We start from the raw sequence: 16,547 nt of genomic DNA, 5'->3' as shown, positions 1-16,547 counted from the left end.
CATGATAGTGGGCGTGAGTACGTTAACGAAGACCATCGAAAAGACAGACGTCCGGGAAGACACCGGGACAAGCGACGACACTCCGAAGTTCTTCCACTACGTCAAAAAAGACCAGATCATCGACTCGGCCGTCAACGGCCGCATGGTCGTCGCACTGTGCGGTGAGACTTTCCCGGTAACCAAACAAGCCAAGCCCGGCAGCCCAGTCTGCCCTGACTGCGAACGGATCTACCGAGGTCTGCGCAAGAAGTGAGTAGGAAGCTTCGTGCCTGGCAGCAGGCAGCTTTGGACAAATACATGGAGTCCAAGCCAAAAGATTTTCTAGCTGTAGCAACCCCGGGCGCGGGTAAAACAACCTTTGCGCTGACGGTAGCGTCGGAGATCCTGGCAAATCGGACGGTTGACCGCATCATCGTTGTCGTTCCGACGGAACACCTTAAGGTGCAGTGGGCTGAGGCAGCGGCCCACTTTGGTATCTCCCTGGACCCCAACTTCTCCAACAGCTCGGGAGTGGTCAACCCCCAGTATCAAGGCATTTGTGTTACTTACGCCCAAGTGGCAATGCACCCCTACAAGCATCACGCTATTTCCACGGCCCGCCGCAGCCTGGTGATTCTCGATGAAATTCACCACGGCGGCGACGCGCGTAGCTGGGGCGACGGTATCCGCACTGCCTACGAGGACGTGGAACGACGATTGGCACTGACCGGCACGCCGTTCCGTTCAGACGATTCGGCCATTCCTTTCGTGCGCTACATCGAGGACGGCGAAGGCCACCTGGTGTCCCAGTCCGACCACACGTACGGCTACTCAGACGCGCTTCGTGACGGCGTCGTGCGCCCCGTCGTGTTCTTGGCCTACTCCGGCGAAGCTCGCTGGCGCGATAGTGCAGGCGAAGAATACGCAGCACGCCTCGGCGATCCGCTCAACCCAGAGCAAACCGCACGAGCGTGGAAAACTGCTTTGGATCCCAAGGGGGAATGGATCCCTGCCGTCTTGCAAGCTGCGCACATCCGGCTCAAGCAGCTGCGAGAGTCGATCCCCGATGCCGGTGGCCTGGTCATCGCTACCGATAAGACCACTGCCCGAGCCTATGCCCGCATCCTAGGCAGGCTGTCGACTACTCCGGTCGCCGTGATCCTGTCAGACGAAGAGGGCGCTTCAGAGCGCATCGCCTCCTTCTCCCAAGGAACAGAAGAGTGGATGGTCGCCGTCCGCATGGTGTCGGAAGGAGTTGACGTCCCTCGACTAGCGGTCGGTGTGTACGCCACCTCCGCGTCCACCCCGCTCTTTTTCGCTCAGGCGATTGGTCGCTTTGTGCGAAAGCGTAAAGCAGGGGAAACCGCATCGGTATTTCTGCCCTCGGTCCCCGTGCTTCTTGACCTTGCTGCCAAACTCGAAACCTCCCGTGACCACGTCCTGGGTAAGCCAGACCGGCCGAAGGAAGGTTGGGATGACGAACTCCTTGCCGAGGCAAACAAGGTCAAGAATGAAAAAGATGACCTTCCTGCCTACGAAGCATTGGGGGCCGAGGCCGAACTCGATTCCCTCATCTACGACGGCTCCACCTATGGCACTGGAGCGTTGACAGGTTCTGCAGAAGAGGCCGATTACCTCGGGCTTCCCGGGCTTCTCGACGCCGAACAGATGCGCGCACTTTTGCGGCAACGCCAAGCCGAGCAAGTTGAAGCGCGGGCGGCAGAGGAAAAGAAGCGCAAAGAAGAAGCAGCCAGCACAGAGCCTCATAATCCGCGCGCCGGGCTAGCCAGCGATGAGATTCCTAAGCTGCGCAAGGAACTCAATGCGCTGGTGTCTATTACGGCATCGCGTACGGGCCGTCCGCATGGCGCCGTCCACACGGAAGTTCGCAACGCCTGTGGCGGGCCGCCGACTGCCCTGTGTACTGCGGAGCAGCTTCGTGATCGGATTGCCTATCTTCGGAAGTGGTGAGTGGGGTAGGTCGGTGCTAGCCTAGGTTTATTAGCACCGACTTTCGATTAGACGGGATCTTTATCGTGCCTCAGGCAGTGTCAGCCACCCCTTCACGAATACTGTCTCCTGATTTTGCGCGAGGCCTCACGCTTCTCGGAATTGCGGGGGCAAATCTAGCCACCGCGTGGGCTCCGGTGAATGATGCTCCTCTGGCATCGCTGATGGGTGGGGTTGTCGACGGCAGCGTAGCGGACAAGATTGCGGTCATGATTGGTGCCATGTTCTTGCACGTACGTGGTCTGCCAATGTTCGCCACACTTTTGGGATTTGGCATTGGTCTTATTTCCATGAGCCTCTATCGGCGCCAGTATCCGCTCGCAGCGGCACGAAAACTCATTGCAAAAAGGTATGGCTTCCTGGCACTCTTTGGCCTCGTGCACTGCATCTTCATGTTTTATGGCGATATCATGTTCGGGTATGGGCTGATTGGCATGCTGCTTGCGCTGTGTATCGCCGTGCGTGACAAACCCTTGCTCATCTCTGCTGCGGTTCTCATGGGACTCAACCTGTTGCTGTTCCTTGCCCTCGGAGTAGCTTTCCTCTTTTTCAGTGATGCAATGAGCGGCAATGCCTTGAGCGCCGGAGGCATGCTGGGTACCGGTGCCTTTTCCGAACAGCTTCCCTGGATTGACGACAGCTACTGGGGGCAACTTTTCATGGGTGCGATTCTGGCAGTGGCTACTCCATTCAGTTTGCCTCAATTGATCATGATGATTGGCCCATTGATGCTGATTGGGTTTGTGGCTGCCCGCAGGGGAGTGCTCACTGATGTCGAAACTTATCGCAGATGGCTTCAGATTTCCGCTGGTGTCGCACTGGGCGTCATGGTGTGCATCGGAGTGCCATTAGGCCTGGCCGGCATTGGTGTGTTGCCCAAGGAATGGGAACTGGGCTTGTTCATGCTCAATCAAGGATTTGGCATATTTACCGGTCCTGGGATCGTCGCTATGATCGCGCTGGCTGCTGAGCCTCTCCAACGTCGCCTTAACGAAGGGGGCACGTTGCCGGCTCCGCTCGTCGCAGTCCAAGCATTGGGCAAGCGTTCTATGTCCGGCTATGTGTTGCAGTCCTTGCTGTGCATGATCTTTGTGACCAACTATTCCCTTGGGATCGGCCAAGGGAAGGGTGCTGCAGACACCCTGGCTATTGCTGCGGTTATCTGGCTGGTGAGTGTGGTGTTGGCCTACGCATTAGAGCTGCTAGGGAAAAAGGGGCCACTAGAATACCTACACCGCAGGCTCTCTTATGGGCACGAGGGACTACCTCAGGTGTATCAACCGGTTCCGGCACAAAGGTAGGTTAAGCACTAAGGTCTAATACACCCCAGCCCCAGGTTGAAGTGAGGAAGGTTTCTGCCGTGACTAATCCCTACAATTCTGCGCAACAACCAGAGCAGTCTTCTTTCGACAGCTCCACCAGTCACGAGAACCAAGCTTTCGAGAGGCCAGCGCGACAGTTCCCAACACGGTTTGCGGTTCCTGAAGCCACGTTTACCACGAGTTCCTCTCCGCAGTATCCTACTAATCCGCCACCAACCCAGGCGCCCACTTATGCCCAGTATGCGCAGTACTCCCACTATGCGCAGCAGCCTGAGGTCAAAGGCAACCCTGCGGCGGGGTGGGCACTTGGCTTGTCGATAGTCGGACTTGTCCTAACGCTCACCGTTATCGGCATCGTTGTGTCGTGGGTGTTCTTGGTGCTCGGATTCGTTCTTGCCCTCTTTGCTTTAGGAAGATCAGGAAAAGCTCACCCGCAGCTCGCGCACAAAGGCATGTCCATTTGGGCTCTAGTCATTAACATTTTCGGCGGAATCTGTTTCGCGGGCATCGTGGGATTCTTCTTCTTGGTGGTCGCAGCCGTCAACGAAGAAGCAAATCTTCAGGCGATGGTGGAATGTGCTTTGCTGCCCGAAGATGAGCAAGTTGAGTGCATTGACCAAGTGGTTGAGGAATCCGGTAGATAGGAACCGAAAAAGCCCCTGTCTCGAACCGATCCCGTACGGGAACAGTCTGAAACAAGGGCTTTGCTTCGCTACGACCTAGTCTAGGTAGTCGCGCAGAACTTGCGAGCGCGAAGGGTGGCGGAGCTTCGACATCGTCTTCGATTCAATCTGGCGAATGCGCTCTCGGGTCACGCCATAAACCTGGCCGATCTCATCAAGGGTACGTGGCATGCCGTCGGTGAGACCGAAACGCAGCTTGACGACGCCCGCTTCACGCTCTGACAAGGTTTGGAGGACGTCTTGGAGCTGGTCCTGCAACAAGGTGAAGGAGACTGCGTCCACGGCCACGACGGCCTCGGAATCTTCGATGAAGTCGCCCAGCTGTGAGTCGCCCTCGTCACCGATGGTCTGGTCGAGGGAGATCGGCTCGCGAGCGTACTGTTGGATCTCCAGTACCTTCTCTTCCGTGATGTCCATTTCCTTGGCCAGCTCAAGCGGCGTAGGTTCGCGTCCCAAATCCTGGAGGAGTTCACGCTGGATGCGTCCCAGCTTGTTGATGACTTCCACCATGTGGACTGGGATACGAATCGTGCGAGCCTGGTCAGCCATAGCGCGAGTGATGGCCTGGCGGATCCACCAGGTGGCGTACGTGGAGAACTTGTAGCCCTTGGTGTAATCGAACTTCTCCACGGCGCGAATGAGACCGAGGTTGCCTTCCTGAATCAAGTCGAGGAATGCCATGCCACGGCCGGTGTAGCGCTTGGCCAGGGAAACCACCAGGCGAAGGTTTGCTTCTAGCAGGTGGTTCTTAGCCTTGCGGCCGTCGCGGGCAATAGCGCGCAGGTCGCGCTTGACCGCAGGAGTGAGTTTGGCATCCTTGTCCCCGGAAGCGAGAGCCTCTTCGATCTGCTCAAGCTTGAAGGTGGCGTAAAGCCCGGCTTCAATCCGCTTGGCCAGAGATACTTCCTGCTCTGCGTTCAGCAGAGCAACCTTGCCGATTTGCTTCAGGTACGCACGTACCGAGTCGGCGGAAGCTGTGAGCTCGGCATCCTTGCGGGCCTGGCGAAGAGCAGCGGATTCGTCCTCGTCCCAGACGGAAGAACCCTCTTCCTCTTCTTCCTCCTCGACCTCGGCTTCTTCGTCGTCGCCCAACTCGGTGAACACTTCGTCGGGTTCAGCCTCGAAGTCCTCGTCGACCTCAGAGTCAAGCTCGGTCTCTAGGTCGTCGTCGAGCTTCTCGCCTTCAAGGCCCTTTGCTGGAGCTGATTCAGCGGGGGAAGCAGCCTTTTTCGCAGCCTTCTTGGCAGTCTTCTTTACTGCTTTTTTGGCGGTCTTCTTCGCCGCCTTTTTAGCAGTCTTCTTTGCTGCCTTCTTGGCGGTTTTCTTTGCAGCAGCCTTTACTGGGGCCTCTGCAGCATCCGAACTGGTGGAAGAATCAGTTTCTGCTGCGGCTGGCTCGACGACTGCAGCTGGCGTGACAGAATCGGCCGTCGGCTGAGCTGCGCGCGGGCTAGCCTTACGCGCAGCTTTCTTTGCGACCTTCTTCACTGCCTTTTTCACAGTCTTCTTCTCAGCAGCACCTTCAGGTTGTGCCGAATCAGGAGAGTCGGTGGCTACCACGTACGCCCTTTCACCTTGATCATTCATCCAGTACCAGCCCCACCACGACTTGCGTGGTGAATCTCAGTGGCTGGCGCTTTTGCAGAAATCAAGCGCATCGCTGGACATCAACGGGTGGTGTATTCACGTATCGCTTTAGCTGCGACATGTAGAAGATGTCCGAGCCGATGCTTACCTGAAGTCAACGGTCAACACGCCAGTATAGAGCAACTTTGATTTTTGGTGTGCGTTGACCCCACAGTTTTATGGGAGCAAGCGCTTTTCGACGGCCATAGCCGCCCCAACAATTCCCGCTTGATTTCGCAACTCGGCGGGAACGACGGGAGTGGATACGGTCAGCAGCGGTACCCACTTTTCATGCTTGCGAGAAATTCCACCGCCGACGATGAAAGCATCTGGCTGGAAAAGTGCTTCGAATTCGTGCAGTACCCGGTCTACGCGCGCCGCCCATTCCGGATAACTGAGCCCCTTACGGTCTTTCACGGCAGAGGAAGCACGGTGCTCGGCTTCCTTGCCGTCGATCATGAGGTGACCGAGCTCGGTGTTGGGGAAGAGCTCGCCATTGAGGAGAAAGGCAGAGCCGATTCCGGTTCCGAAGGTCAACAGGATAGCCGACCCAGTGTTGGCTTCTTGAGCGCCAAAGTTCGCTTCCGCGATGCCGGCAGCGTCGGCATCGTTGAGAACGAAGATTTCGCGTGCAGTGAGGTGGCGCTGGAAAAGTTCCTGCACGTCGGTGTTCACCCAGGTCGGATCGATGTTGGCAGCGGTGAGAGCATGCTGCTTCTTGATCACCGAGGGCAACGCAATGCCGACCGGCCCTTCCCAGTCAGCCTGTGCGACGATCTTTGCTACCGTCGCGCCAACAGCATCTGGGGTGGCGGGCTGAGGGGTAAGAATCTTGATGCGTTCCTCGGCGAGCTCACCTGTGCTGAGGTCAACGATGCCGCCCTTGATACCGGAACCGCCTACGTCAATGCCGAAACCGAATTGAGTCATGTCAATCATTTTAGAGAAGTTCTCCTCCGCAGGCGCGTGGAGCCGGAGTAGGGACACAATGGGGGCATGGACAACGTCAAAGAACTTCAGTTAGTAGCCGAGCGCGTCGCGCTCGACGCAGCGGCCAGGATTCGTGAAAAGCGAGCGGAGCTTGGGGACATCGCCAATTTCACCCAAACCAAAAGCTCTCCAGTCGATCCCGTCACCATCGTCGACACCTATGCCGAAGAATGCATCGTCAGCGCACTCCAAGATCTTCGGCCGCAGGACGGGGTAATCGGTGAGGAAGGCACTGAGACGGCTTCAGCTTCTGGCGTGACCTGGATCATTGATCCGATCGACGGAACCGTCAACTTCCTTTACGGCATTCCGCAATTTGCCGTATCGATTGGTGCCGCTGTCAACGGGGAGGTCGTGGCCGGGGCCGTGATCAACGTGACAACTGGCGATCTGTACAGCGCAGCCAAAGGTCAGGGTGCGCAGCTGCGCACGTCCGACAACGTCACTCAACTGCACTGCACCAATGTCAGCGAGCTGTCGCTAGCTCTCGTAGCAACGGGATTTGGTTATGCAGCTGCTCGACGGGCCAGGCAAGGGGAGATCGTCGCAAAGCTGCTACCGCAGGTGCGTGACATCAGACGCATGGGCAGCGCCGCTTTGGACCTCTGCGCGGTGGCATCAGGCCAGGTAGATGCGCATTGGGAGCACGGACTCAACGCTTGGGATTATGCGGCGGGCAGTTTGATTGCTTCGGAGGCCGGCGCGGAGATTCACATCCCGCCATTGTCCAGCTCTGGGGCGAACGGAGAGCTCACTATGGTGGCTGCGCCAGGCATCTTCGAACAGCTCTTGGTTGTCCTCGAAGAACTCAACGCCGTTGGGCCGCTTCGGGTGCAGTAAGAGGGGGCATCCGCTCCGAAAAAGTGCAGGTGGGGAAAGAGTTTTGAAAAAGTCTTGGTGGCAACGTGACAAATGGGCGAAGTTGTTTTAATATCCGCGACGATATATGCACATTCGTCAACCACCATCGGTTGGCTGTTTCTTAACCAATCCAAAAGGAACCTACAGGCATGGCTACCGACTACGACGCACCCCGCCGCCGCATCGAAGACGAACTCGAGACTGACTCTCTCGAAGGTCTGAAGGCCGCAGAAAACACCGTCAGCGATATGGACGATGACGATGACATGGTTGAGCCGTTTGACCTTCCAGCTCTCGATCTTTCCGGCGAAGAGCTCAACGTGACCGTGGTTCCCCGCCGCGAAGATGAATTTACCTGTGGTAGCTGCTTCTTGGTACAGCGTCGCAATCGCATCTCCCATACGGAGGTCGACGGCACGATCATCTGCCTCGATTGCGCCTAGTAGGACATCACAAAAATGCCCCGCGCCTGCCTCGTTGTTGAGGTAGCGCGGGGCGTTTTTCTTCGAACTTAAGAGTGGAAAGCCGCCAGGAGTGCGTCTGGATCCTTCGAAGTGACCAGCCAGTAGGGAGTGGAGTCTTCTGGATCGTCAAGGACAAACATCGCCATCTCGGGGATCCAGCTTCGGGACACTACGAAAGCTGCGGGATCTAGCTGGCGGCCCATCGCATTGCGCTTAGCCGTAGCCGGTACCGCGAGTGTCCGGGAAACGACGGCAGCTGGGAGGTTCGCATCCCCCGCGCGCAGCCAAGTGAGGCCATCTGCGTCCTTTTCCACGGCAATGTGCGTGCTCGATAACCGCCACAGCGACCACAGCGCGATGGTGCCAAAGAAGATAAAGGGCACCCAGAACCAGATCTCATCACGATTGTGCGCAATCTGCGCCGCCGTGAGAAACGAAATCCCTAAACCTGCTAACCACCAGTACCACGGCACCCATTGGCGCTCTTGATACAGGACCGCCGGGGAGGCAGGTGTCTCCTTCGAACCTGATGTATTCACGAGAACCAACCTTACTAGACCGCCACAACGCCACTAATCCCGCACGCTTAAGTCGACAAAAGCTAGGGTAGGAGGCGTGAGTGAAATGAACTTCCCCGCTACGATCCAGATCAAACGACTCGATCCGGACCTTCCGCTTCCGCGACGTGCACACCGGGGTGACGCCGGTGCCGACCTTTATGCCACAGAGTCGGTCACTATTGCGCCAGGTGAACGAATTCTCGTAGGGACGGGAATCGCTATTGCACTTCCGCTGGGGACTGTCGGTCTGATTCATCCCCGTAGTGGATTGGCTGCTCGGCAGGGACTTTCGATTGTGAATGCTCCAGGTACTGTCGATGCCGACTATCGTGGGGAGATCAAGGTGTGCCTGATCAATCTTGACCCACGCGAGGACATCGTGATCACACGTGGCGATCGCATCGCTCAACTGGTAGTTCAACGAGTTGAACTGGTGGACTTTGAAGAAGTCGACGACCTTGACGAGACTGTCCGCGGAACTGGTGGACACGGCTCAACCGGCCGATAGAGAAAGCAGCAGGTAAAACAACCATGTGGCCATTTTCGAAAAAGAACGACACCGTAGATGCTCCCGAAGCAACTTCTGGCGACACTTCAAGTGTGGAGTCTGCTGAGTCAGTAATCGCGCCGCAGCAAGTTCCTGCGACTGTGCCTGCCGCCGACCCCAACCGTGGCCCTTTCGATGGTGACGAGGTTGCAATCGAAGAGTTCGATTTCTCAGATTTCTCGGACGGTGTACTAGACCTTGGTTCGATCAAGATTCCTATGCCACGCCCGTCCGAAGTACAAGTGGAAATGGGTCCGGATGGTCCTCGTATGGTCCACCTCGTCACCAAGGTTGGCCGGGTAACTCCCGTAGCTTTCGCTTCTGCGCTTTCCGGAGGTCTTTGGCAGGATTCAATCGCAGAGATTCAGGAAGGCATGAGCCGAGACGGCTTGGAAGCCGAGTTGGAAGAAGGCCCCTGGGGGCCGGAGATCGTCGGCAAAACTGAACACGCGACTATTCGCATGATCGGTGCCGAAGGGAATCGTTGGACACTGCGCGTGACGCTGGCCGCTCCCAACGAAACTGCTGCGGACCTCGCACTACTAGGTCGAGAGATCATTGCTCGAACCTTCGTCTATCGAGGTGAGAACCCGATGATGGCGGGAACCGTATTGCCAGTGGTGATGCCTGCTCCGTTGGTCGAACAAGTTCAACAGGCGATGCGCGAACGAGCAGCTCAAGGCGGAGCACCAATTCCTACCCAGCAATCTGCGCAAGCTCCTTCAACGCCAGCGGATTCTTCCCCAGTACCGGACAACCAAGGTCCCGAGGTACACCCCGATTCCGGTTCCGCGCTGCAGCAAATGCAAGCTCGCGATGCACAGCATCAGGAAAACGAGGGTCGATGAACCAGAGCCCAGCAGTACAGAATACCGAAGCGGCGACGGACGCCGAGCCCACCCTCTTGGAGCAAATGGGCGGACTCAGTGGCCTCGTTTCATCGACACTGCCAATCCTGGTCCTGATCCCCGTCAACAACCGATTAGGGCTCCTTCCCGCTCTTGCTGCGGCACTGGGCGTCGCACTCGTGATCGCCATTGTGAGAATGGTGCGCAAAGAAAACATGCAGCCCGCAGTTTCGGGTGTCATCGGTGTGGCTATCGGAGCGGGCATCGCGTGGTATACGGGCGACGCCAAAGGCTACTTCCTGTATGGGATCTGGGTGAGCTTGCTCTTCGGCATTGTTTTCCTTCTTTCCATCGCGTCGCGATGGCCCGCTGTCGGAGTCATCTGGAGGGGCATTAACGGCGAGGACATGTCGTGGCGAAAGAACAAAATCGCGTTACGGATGTACGACCTGGCCACCGGCGCCTGGGCCGTGGTGTTCTTTTCTCGATTCTTTGTCCAAAACAATCTGTACAACCAGGACGCAACCAACACCTTGGCTGCTGTCAAACTCATCATGGGCTGGCCACTCACCGGACTTGTCACACTGTTGACTGTCTGGGCTGTGCGTCGCGCCAATGCTGCACAAGAGGAAGCACAATCACATGGATAGCCTGAGCATCGGCGACCAATTCACTCTCACCATCGACTCTGCTGCCCACGGCGGCGAAGGCGTCGCACGACACGAGGGCGCAGTGATTTTTGTTCCCGGAGCATTGCCTGGTGATACCGTGCGGGCCACCTTGGTCGAGGTGAAGAAGAGGTTTGCTCGCGCGCGTATCGACGACATTGTCGAATCTTCGCCCGGCCGGGTGCCACACCGTTGTCCTGCAGCGGCAGCAGGTGCTGGGTGCTGCGACTTCAGTACAGCTTCTCCGGAATTGGAACTGGAGATCAAAGCAAAAACGGTTGCCGAGCAGCTCCAACGGATCGGTAAATTGGAGAACCTGCCGGAAATCGAGGTAATTGACCTTCAGCCGACCGTTGGTTGGCGAACCCGCTTCCGCCTCGGGGTAGATAGCCAAGGGCGTGCCGGCATGCGGGCAACGTTGTCCAATGAGATCGTCACCGGTGCCGTGTGCGCTCAAGCAGCTGCGGGCGTTTTGGACGATGTCGTTGCTGCCGATGCACGATTTACTCCAGGAGCGGAGCTAGTTGTCGCTGTGGGCAGTAATGGCCAGCGCACTGTGGTCGAATCCAAGAAGGCAGCTCGAGGGCGCAATGTGACTCGACAAACCCGGAAGATCAGTGGACCAGCCACCGTCGAGCAACAGGTTGGTGACACCACTTTCCACCTTGATCCCTTGGGGTTCTGGCAAGCTCACGTTGCAGCACCGACAGCTTATACAGACACGGTGACCGAATGGCTCAGTTCCGCCGAGCTGCCAGCAGATGCTCACGTATGGGATCTCTACGGTGGCGTGGGTCTATTCGTACCCGCAATTAGAACTGCGCTTCCCAATGCCAGCATTAGCTCGGTGGAGCTCGGAGCCGGTGCCGCAAAGGCGGGGCGCGCAGCCGTACAGGATGCCAAGGTTGAGTTTGTTACCGGTGACGTGGCGAAGGTCGTCGACAAGCTGCCTGCTGCTGCAGCAATCGTGCTCGATCCACCACGAAAAGGCGCCGGCGCGGCGGTCATCCACAAGCTCGCAGAATCAACACCACAGGCTGTTGTTCACGTTGGTTGCGACCCGGCAACAATGGCGCGTGACCTGGCAGTATGGGTCGAACACGGATATAGCCTGCGCGACCTCAGGATGTTCAATGCTTTCCCAGGCACGCACCACAGTGAAACATTCGCATTCCTGACACGCGACTAGGGCTGCTGGAAACAGGAGCGGGAGACCGCGTATCATTGCGAGAAATAGCTGGCCCCCTTACGGGGCGCGTTGATGAACTAGCTCGCTTCAAAGGCGAAACAGCGCAGGTAGAGATGGATTTGGTTAGGTAAAGGTGTCTTCATGGATGAGTGCGAAATTCTTGCTGGCATAGCATCGCCCGCAGATGTTAAGGCGCTGAGTCCTGAGCAACTCGAGCAACTGGCGAGCGAAATCCGGGATTTTCTAGTGCAAAAGGTCTCTGCCACGGGTGGTCACTTAGGGCCGAACCTCGGTGTGGTCGAGCTGACGATCGCATTGCATAAGGCTTTTGATTCGCCAACAGATCCGTTTGTCTTTGACACGTCGCACCAGAGCTACGTTCACAAGATTCTGACTGGCCGGCACGACCAATTCGACACCCTGCGTCAAAAGGGCGGACTGTCGGGTTACACCAGTCGGGCTGAAAGCGAACACGACTGGACTGAATCGAGCCATGCCTCCGCGTCGCTGTCGGTGGCGGATGGCTTGTCTAAAGCCGCTGCCCGGACTGGCAAGGCGAACAAGACCGTAGCCGTTGTCGGCGATGGTGCTTTGACCGGCGGTATGTGCTGGGAAGCGCTGAACAACATTGCCACGGACAAAAGCAGCAACGTAGTTATCGTGGTCAATGACAATGGCCGCAGCTATTCACCGACCATCGGTGGCCTGGCCGAGAACCTAGCCGAACTTCGCATGCAGCCGTTCTACGACCGCGTGATGGAGCAAGGCAAGTCCACCTTGAACTCTATGGGGTGGGTCGGACGTCGCACCTTTGACGCGCTGCACGCGTTCAAGGAAGGCGTGAAGAACACCGTCATCACCACCGAGATGTTCCCAGAACTGGGCATGAAGTACATTGGCCCAGTGGACGGCCACAATCTCAAGGCATTGGAGCATGCTTTTGAGTACGCCCGGGAGTACGAAGGCCCGCTGATCGTCCACGTTGTGACGGAAAAGGGGCGCGGATACGCCCCGGCGGAGGCCAACACCGCTGACCTTATGCACTCCACCGGAGTAATTGATCCGCGCACCGGAGACCCATTGTCGGAATCCGGACCGTCCTGGACTGGACAGTTTGCCAAGACGCTGGTTGATGCCGGCGAACGTCGCGAAGACATCGTGGCGATTACCGCCGCGATGGCAGGTCCTACCGGACTGGCCGCATTCGGCTCTCGTTTCCCCGAGCGCTTTTATGACGTCGGTATCGCAGAGCAGCACGCAGTTGCCTCCGCTGCCGGTTTAGCGCTGGGCGGTCTGCACCCAATAGTAGCGATCTACGCCACTTTCATGAACCGTGCCTTTGACCAAGTGCTCATGGATGTTGCGCTGACGGGCCTGCCGGTCACTTTTGTGCTCGACCGCGCTGGCATCACGGGTTCTGACGGTGCAAGCCACAACGGTGTGTGGGACTACTCCTTGCTCAGTATCGTGCCAGGCATCCGAATCGCCGCGCCGCGCGATGGGGAACAGCTCGTTGAGCTTTTCGATGAAGCAATCGAGGTTTCCACTGGACCTACCGTCGTCCGCTTCCCGAAGGGCAATCTGCCGAAACCGATTGAGGCGATCGAGCAGCTTCACGACGGCGTCGATGTACTCCGCTATGGTGAGGCTGATCAGGACGAGCAAACTCCGAGCATTTTGTTAATTGCCACCGGTTCGACGGCTCACGACGCACTCATTGCCGCCGATGCCCTGCAAGAATCCGGTTCGAACGTCACTGTGGTCGATCCCCGCTGGGTCGTTCCCGTTGCCCCTTCGCTGTTGGCACTAGCCGATGATCACGATTTGGTGGTGACCATTGAGGACGGTGTCATGCACGGTGGCATTGGCGCATTGATTTCTGAAGCACTGAACTGCGCGAGCATTGATGTGCCGGTCCGCCACATTGCTGTTCCCGAGAAATTCCTCGAGCACGCTTCCCGTGGCCAGCTGCTGGAAGAGCTGGGTATGGACGCACCGGGCATTATTGCATCTGTCACCGAATGGCTGGAAGAGATCACTACGAATGACGAGGAACCAGAGGTCTAAATAAGGATCTCGGCTAGCAGGGGAGCGGTGAGCTCCTGCTGCCAAGGACGCACTCCAACGGTGGCCATGTAGTCGCGCAACTGCGCGCTCGTGGTCACTTTTCGCGTTACCACGCTTGCCCAAATGATCTCCCGCAAGATAGCCGGTTGGATCAAGTTCTCCTGAGGGGTGTGGGTTGCCTCTGCGAGCTCTGCGAGATGCATTCGAGCGGCCTCCAACGCTGCCTGTGCGTCCGGGAAGCTGGAGCTCCACATGGAACGTGGGGCAGGCGCTAGGTTGTAGTCGCGCCGCGTAGGCTGTGGCCACGTCTCTTTCGGACTAGTGCGAACGCGGTTCATTGCCACGGAAATACGCGACACCAAGCCCGAACTCGCACGACGCCCGATCGATGAACGCACACCTTCCCTGGAGGTGGGTAAGGAGGTGGCAAGGGCAATGATCGCCTTATTGGCGAGAATCTTATGTGGCGCTTGGTCTCGCTCACGCCCCACTGCTTGACGGCGCTCCCACAATGTCTTGGCGATGAGCAACTGTTCCGAGGTGTGCAGCTTTCCGACCCCCTTGAGATCACGCCACGTTGGATCAGCCGGGGCCGCAGTGGCTGCGATGTGGGCGCATTCTTGCACGAGCCAGGAGAGTTTGCCAGCGGCGTCGAGAAGCTCAGTGAGCGCCTCGGCGAGCTCGAGCAGCAGCTCTACGTCCAAGGCAGCGTAATTGATCCAGGATTCGGGCAGGGGCCAAGTGGACCAGTCTTCGTTGCCGTGTTGCTTTTCTAGGGCAACCCCGAGCACATCTTCGGTGAGGGCTGCCAGGTTGACCTTGGGGAGCCCGAGCAGCCGACCGCTGACTTCGGTGTCAAAAATCAGGCCAGGTTTCAGACCGAGTTGGTACAGTGCAGGTAGGTCGCTGGCCGCCGCGTGCAACACCCATTCCTGACCATTGAGTACTGGTGCGAGGGCTGCTCGGCACTCGGGGCGGTGGCCTTCAGGTGCGATGAGAAAAGTGCCAGAGTCGCGTCGTCTGATCTGAATCAGAAAGGCGCGGTCATCAAAGCGGTAGTCGGATGCGCGCTCGGTGTCGATGGCAAAGGGGCCGCGGCCGGCATCAAGCGCGCGTGCGGCAGCTATGAATTCTTCAGGGGTGTGGGCGACCGCTGGCAGGCCGTCGCGAGGCTCGAGCAGCAGCGGCGCATTCACTACGTGGTGGAGCCAATCTCTGCGATGCCCGCAGGTGGCAGACCGGCAACATTCGCCAGAACTTGTGCGAACGCTTCAACGTGGGGGGTGAGGTCATTGGACTGCGCTGTCCAAGAGGCCCGCAACTCAAGCTGGAAGGCGCGTGGCGGGCCACCAATTTCGCCGAAGCGAACCGATGCCGTGGAGGTGACAGTGCCCCCCAGATTGCTGTACTGGGCTCCGATGGTGTCAAGGCCTTCGTTGAGCCATTCCCACGCAACTTCAGGCAGTAGCGGGTCGCCGGCGACAGAATCGTCCATGTCGGCCTGAATGTAAGCGACAAGTCGCATGTCGCCGTCCCAGGTCTCATCAGAGCCTGGGTCGTGCAGCAAAATAAGGCGCCCAAAAGCGTCGCCTTCACTTTCAGCTGCGATGATATCGGTGTCCGGATGTGCGACTTCCAAACCGATCGCGTGACTGAACGGGGCTAGTCGCTGTGGTGGACGAATCGGACCCAGTGAAATCTCGTCCCGAAGCTGCGCACGGTGCATTGATTCGACAGCGTCTTTGAACGCAACAGGCTCGGAAACCTGCTGCTTGCCAGCTGTCGAGATAAGGCTACGAATTTCGGAGTCGCTCACAAGGATCCAAGGTATCTAGCGAAGTGGCCGGGGTGGTGAAGGCGCGCCGAGAGCCTGCAGGCTTATCGACGTCCCTGGTTTCATCAGCCTTCGACCTCTCTCCAACTAAAGGTTGATATAGTTGGGCAGAACATTCATTTGAGAAAGGACACCCTTTTCGATGGCCGAGAAGTTGGATTTCGACAAGCTGAACAGCATGCAGCGCTACTCCATGTTTGCTACGTTCAAGGTGCTTCCCGGCGCCTTGGGCAACGAACGTGCGGACATTGTGGCTGAGGCGCAAGCATTCTTAGCCGAACTGGAGAAGGCCGGTGTCGTCACCGTGCGCGGCATCTACGACATCTCGGGTATCCGCGCTGAAGCTGACTACATGATCTGGTTCATCGCTGAAGAAATTGCCGACATCCAGAAGGCATACAACGACTTCCGTCGTGTGACCGTTCTGGGACAGGTTTCCGAGATCTTCTGGACCGGCACCTCCCTCCACCGTCCTGCAGAGTTCAACCGCTCCCACCTGCCGTCCTTCATCATGGGCGAAGAGCCAGGTGCTTGGATCTGCGTGTACCCATTCGTGCGTTCCTACGACTGGTACCTGATGGATGCCAAGGAGCGTCGTCGTATCCTCGCTGAGCACGGCCAGTCTGCCCGCGAGTTCCCAGATGTACGTGCGAACACTGTTCCTGCATTCGCGTTGGGCGACTACGAGTGGATGCTCGCTTTCGAGGCACCGGAAATGCACCGCATTGTCGACCTCATGCACCAGATGCGCTACACGGAGGCTCGTCTCCACGTGCGTGAAGAAGTTCCGTTCTTCTCCGGCCGTCGCGTCGCGGACATCTCTGAAATCATCGAAGTTATGCCTTAAAGCTGAGATATGACAAAGGCCTTCCCCTCGGGGAAGGCCTTTTCTGTTTGGA

The 16,547-nt window shown here is 57.8% G+C and carries 17 protein-coding genes; 12 read left to right on the top strand and 5 right to left on the bottom strand.

The window, feature by feature from the left end:
• Positions 1-13 precede the first annotated feature (13 nt).
• The 4 genes from CKALI_RS06565 (at position 14) to CKALI_RS06550 (ending at position 3,955) form a co-directional block, all read left to right on the top strand.
• The gene (locus tag CKALI_RS06565; protein ID WP_156192534.1) at positions 14-253 is read left to right on the top strand and encodes a DUF3039 domain-containing protein; all 240 of its coding nucleotides are present in this window, start codon (positions 14-16) and stop codon (positions 251-253) included.
• Entirely contained in the window at positions 250-1,950 is a 1,701-nt protein-coding gene (locus CKALI_RS06560; RefSeq protein WP_156192533.1) for a DEAD/DEAH box helicase, read from the top strand. Before CKALI_RS06565 ends, CKALI_RS06560 begins: the two co-directional genes overlap by 4 nt.
• Positions 1,951-2,015: 65 nt before the next feature.
• The gene (locus CKALI_RS06555; protein WP_156192532.1) at positions 2,016-3,290 is read left to right on the top strand and encodes a DUF418 domain-containing protein; all 1,275 of its coding nucleotides are present in this window, start codon (positions 2,016-2,018) and stop codon (positions 3,288-3,290) included.
• Between the two features lie 59 nt (positions 3,291-3,349).
• Positions 3,350-3,955, top strand: coding sequence for a hypothetical protein (locus CKALI_RS06550; protein ID WP_156192531.1), 606 nt, complete (start codon positions 3,350-3,352; stop codon positions 3,953-3,955).
• Between the two features lie 75 nt (positions 3,956-4,030).
• Here CKALI_RS06550 and CKALI_RS06545 read toward each other — a convergent pair whose 3' ends face one another.
• Both CKALI_RS06545 and ppgK read right to left on the bottom strand, forming a co-directional pair.
• On the bottom strand, positions 4,031-5,581 hold the full coding sequence (locus CKALI_RS06545; protein WP_156192530.1) for an RNA polymerase sigma factor: 1,551 nt from the start codon (positions 5,579-5,581) through the stop codon (positions 4,031-4,033).
• Positions 5,582-5,797: 216 nt separating this feature from the next.
• Positions 5,798-6,559, bottom strand: coding sequence for a polyphosphate--glucose phosphotransferase (gene ppgK / locus CKALI_RS06540; protein ID WP_326519782.1), 762 nt, complete (start codon positions 6,557-6,559; stop codon positions 5,798-5,800).
• A 57-nt stretch (positions 6,560-6,616) separates the two neighbouring features.
• Between ppgK and CKALI_RS06535 the strand changes: the two genes are divergently transcribed.
• Both CKALI_RS06535 and CKALI_RS06530 read left to right on the top strand, forming a co-directional pair.
• A complete protein-coding gene (locus CKALI_RS06535) occupies positions 6,617-7,450 on the top strand; it encodes an inositol monophosphatase family protein (protein ID WP_156192528.1) in 834 nt (277 codons plus the stop codon).
• 170 nt (positions 7,451-7,620) lie between these two features.
• Positions 7,621-7,914 (top strand): DUF4193 domain-containing protein, encoded by a 294-nt coding sequence (locus tag CKALI_RS06530; RefSeq protein WP_156192527.1) that lies wholly within the window; start codon positions 7,621-7,623, stop codon positions 7,912-7,914.
• A gap of 68 nt (positions 7,915-7,982) precedes the next feature.
• Here the strand turns inward: CKALI_RS06530 and CKALI_RS06525 are convergent, their stop codons facing one another.
• A complete protein-coding gene (locus CKALI_RS06525) occupies positions 7,983-8,483 on the bottom strand; it encodes a DUF3093 domain-containing protein (RefSeq protein WP_407643742.1) in 501 nt (166 codons plus the stop codon).
• A 76-nt stretch (positions 8,484-8,559) separates the two neighbouring features.
• On the opposite strand from CKALI_RS06525, the gene dut reads away from it, so the two are divergent.
• The 5 genes from dut (at position 8,560) to dxs (ending at position 13,814) form a co-directional block, all read left to right on the top strand.
• The gene (gene dut / locus CKALI_RS06520; RefSeq protein WP_156193687.1) at positions 8,560-9,003 is read left to right on the top strand and encodes a dUTP diphosphatase; all 444 of its coding nucleotides are present in this window, start codon (positions 8,560-8,562) and stop codon (positions 9,001-9,003) included.
• A 23-nt stretch (positions 9,004-9,026) separates the two neighbouring features.
• Positions 9,027-9,890 (top strand): DUF3710 domain-containing protein, encoded by an 864-nt coding sequence (locus CKALI_RS06515; RefSeq protein ID WP_156192525.1) that lies wholly within the window; start codon positions 9,027-9,029, stop codon positions 9,888-9,890.
• Positions 9,887-10,540, top strand: coding sequence for a DUF3159 domain-containing protein (locus CKALI_RS06510; RefSeq protein ID WP_156192524.1), 654 nt, complete (start codon positions 9,887-9,889; stop codon positions 10,538-10,540). The genes CKALI_RS06515 and CKALI_RS06510 overlap by 4 nt, the downstream gene beginning before the upstream one ends.
• Positions 10,533-11,747 carry a class I SAM-dependent RNA methyltransferase gene (locus CKALI_RS06505; protein ID WP_231580420.1) on the top strand — a complete coding sequence of 405 codons (1,215 nt, stop codon included), beginning with the start codon at positions 10,533-10,535 and terminating at the stop codon, positions 11,745-11,747. Before CKALI_RS06510 ends, CKALI_RS06505 begins: the two co-directional genes overlap by 8 nt.
• Before the next feature lie 141 nt (positions 11,748-11,888).
• Entirely contained in the window at positions 11,889-13,814 is a 1,926-nt protein-coding gene (gene dxs, locus CKALI_RS06500; protein ID WP_156192522.1) for a 1-deoxy-D-xylulose-5-phosphate synthase, read from the top strand.
• On the opposite strand, the gene CKALI_RS06495 is transcribed toward dxs, so the two are convergent.
• The gene (locus CKALI_RS06495; RefSeq protein WP_231580419.1) at positions 13,811-15,010 is read right to left on the bottom strand and encodes an HRDC domain-containing protein; all 1,200 of its coding nucleotides are present in this window, start codon (positions 15,008-15,010) and stop codon (positions 13,811-13,813) included. The two genes, dxs and CKALI_RS06495, sit on opposite strands and share 4 nt — an antisense overlap.
• Positions 15,010-15,630, bottom strand: coding sequence for a DUF3000 domain-containing protein (locus CKALI_RS06490; protein WP_156192521.1), 621 nt, complete (start codon positions 15,628-15,630; stop codon positions 15,010-15,012). Before CKALI_RS06490 ends, CKALI_RS06495 begins: the two co-directional genes overlap by 1 nt.
• Before the next feature lie 160 nt (positions 15,631-15,790).
• Here CKALI_RS06490 and hemQ point away from each other — a divergent pair, with 160 nt between their 5' ends.
• On the top strand, positions 15,791-16,495 hold the full coding sequence (gene hemQ, locus CKALI_RS06485; RefSeq protein ID WP_156192520.1) for a hydrogen peroxide-dependent heme synthase: 705 nt from the start codon (positions 15,791-15,793) through the stop codon (positions 16,493-16,495).
• The last annotated feature ends 52 nt before the right edge of the window (positions 16,496-16,547 follow it).

The sequence above is a fragment of the Corynebacterium kalinowskii genome, assembly GCF_009734385.1.
Classification (GTDB): Bacteria; Actinomycetota; Actinomycetes; order Mycobacteriales; family Mycobacteriaceae; genus Corynebacterium; species Corynebacterium kalinowskii.
The sequence above is the reverse complement of the archived record's forward strand: the minus strand, read 5'-3'. Positions and strand labels throughout refer to the sequence as shown.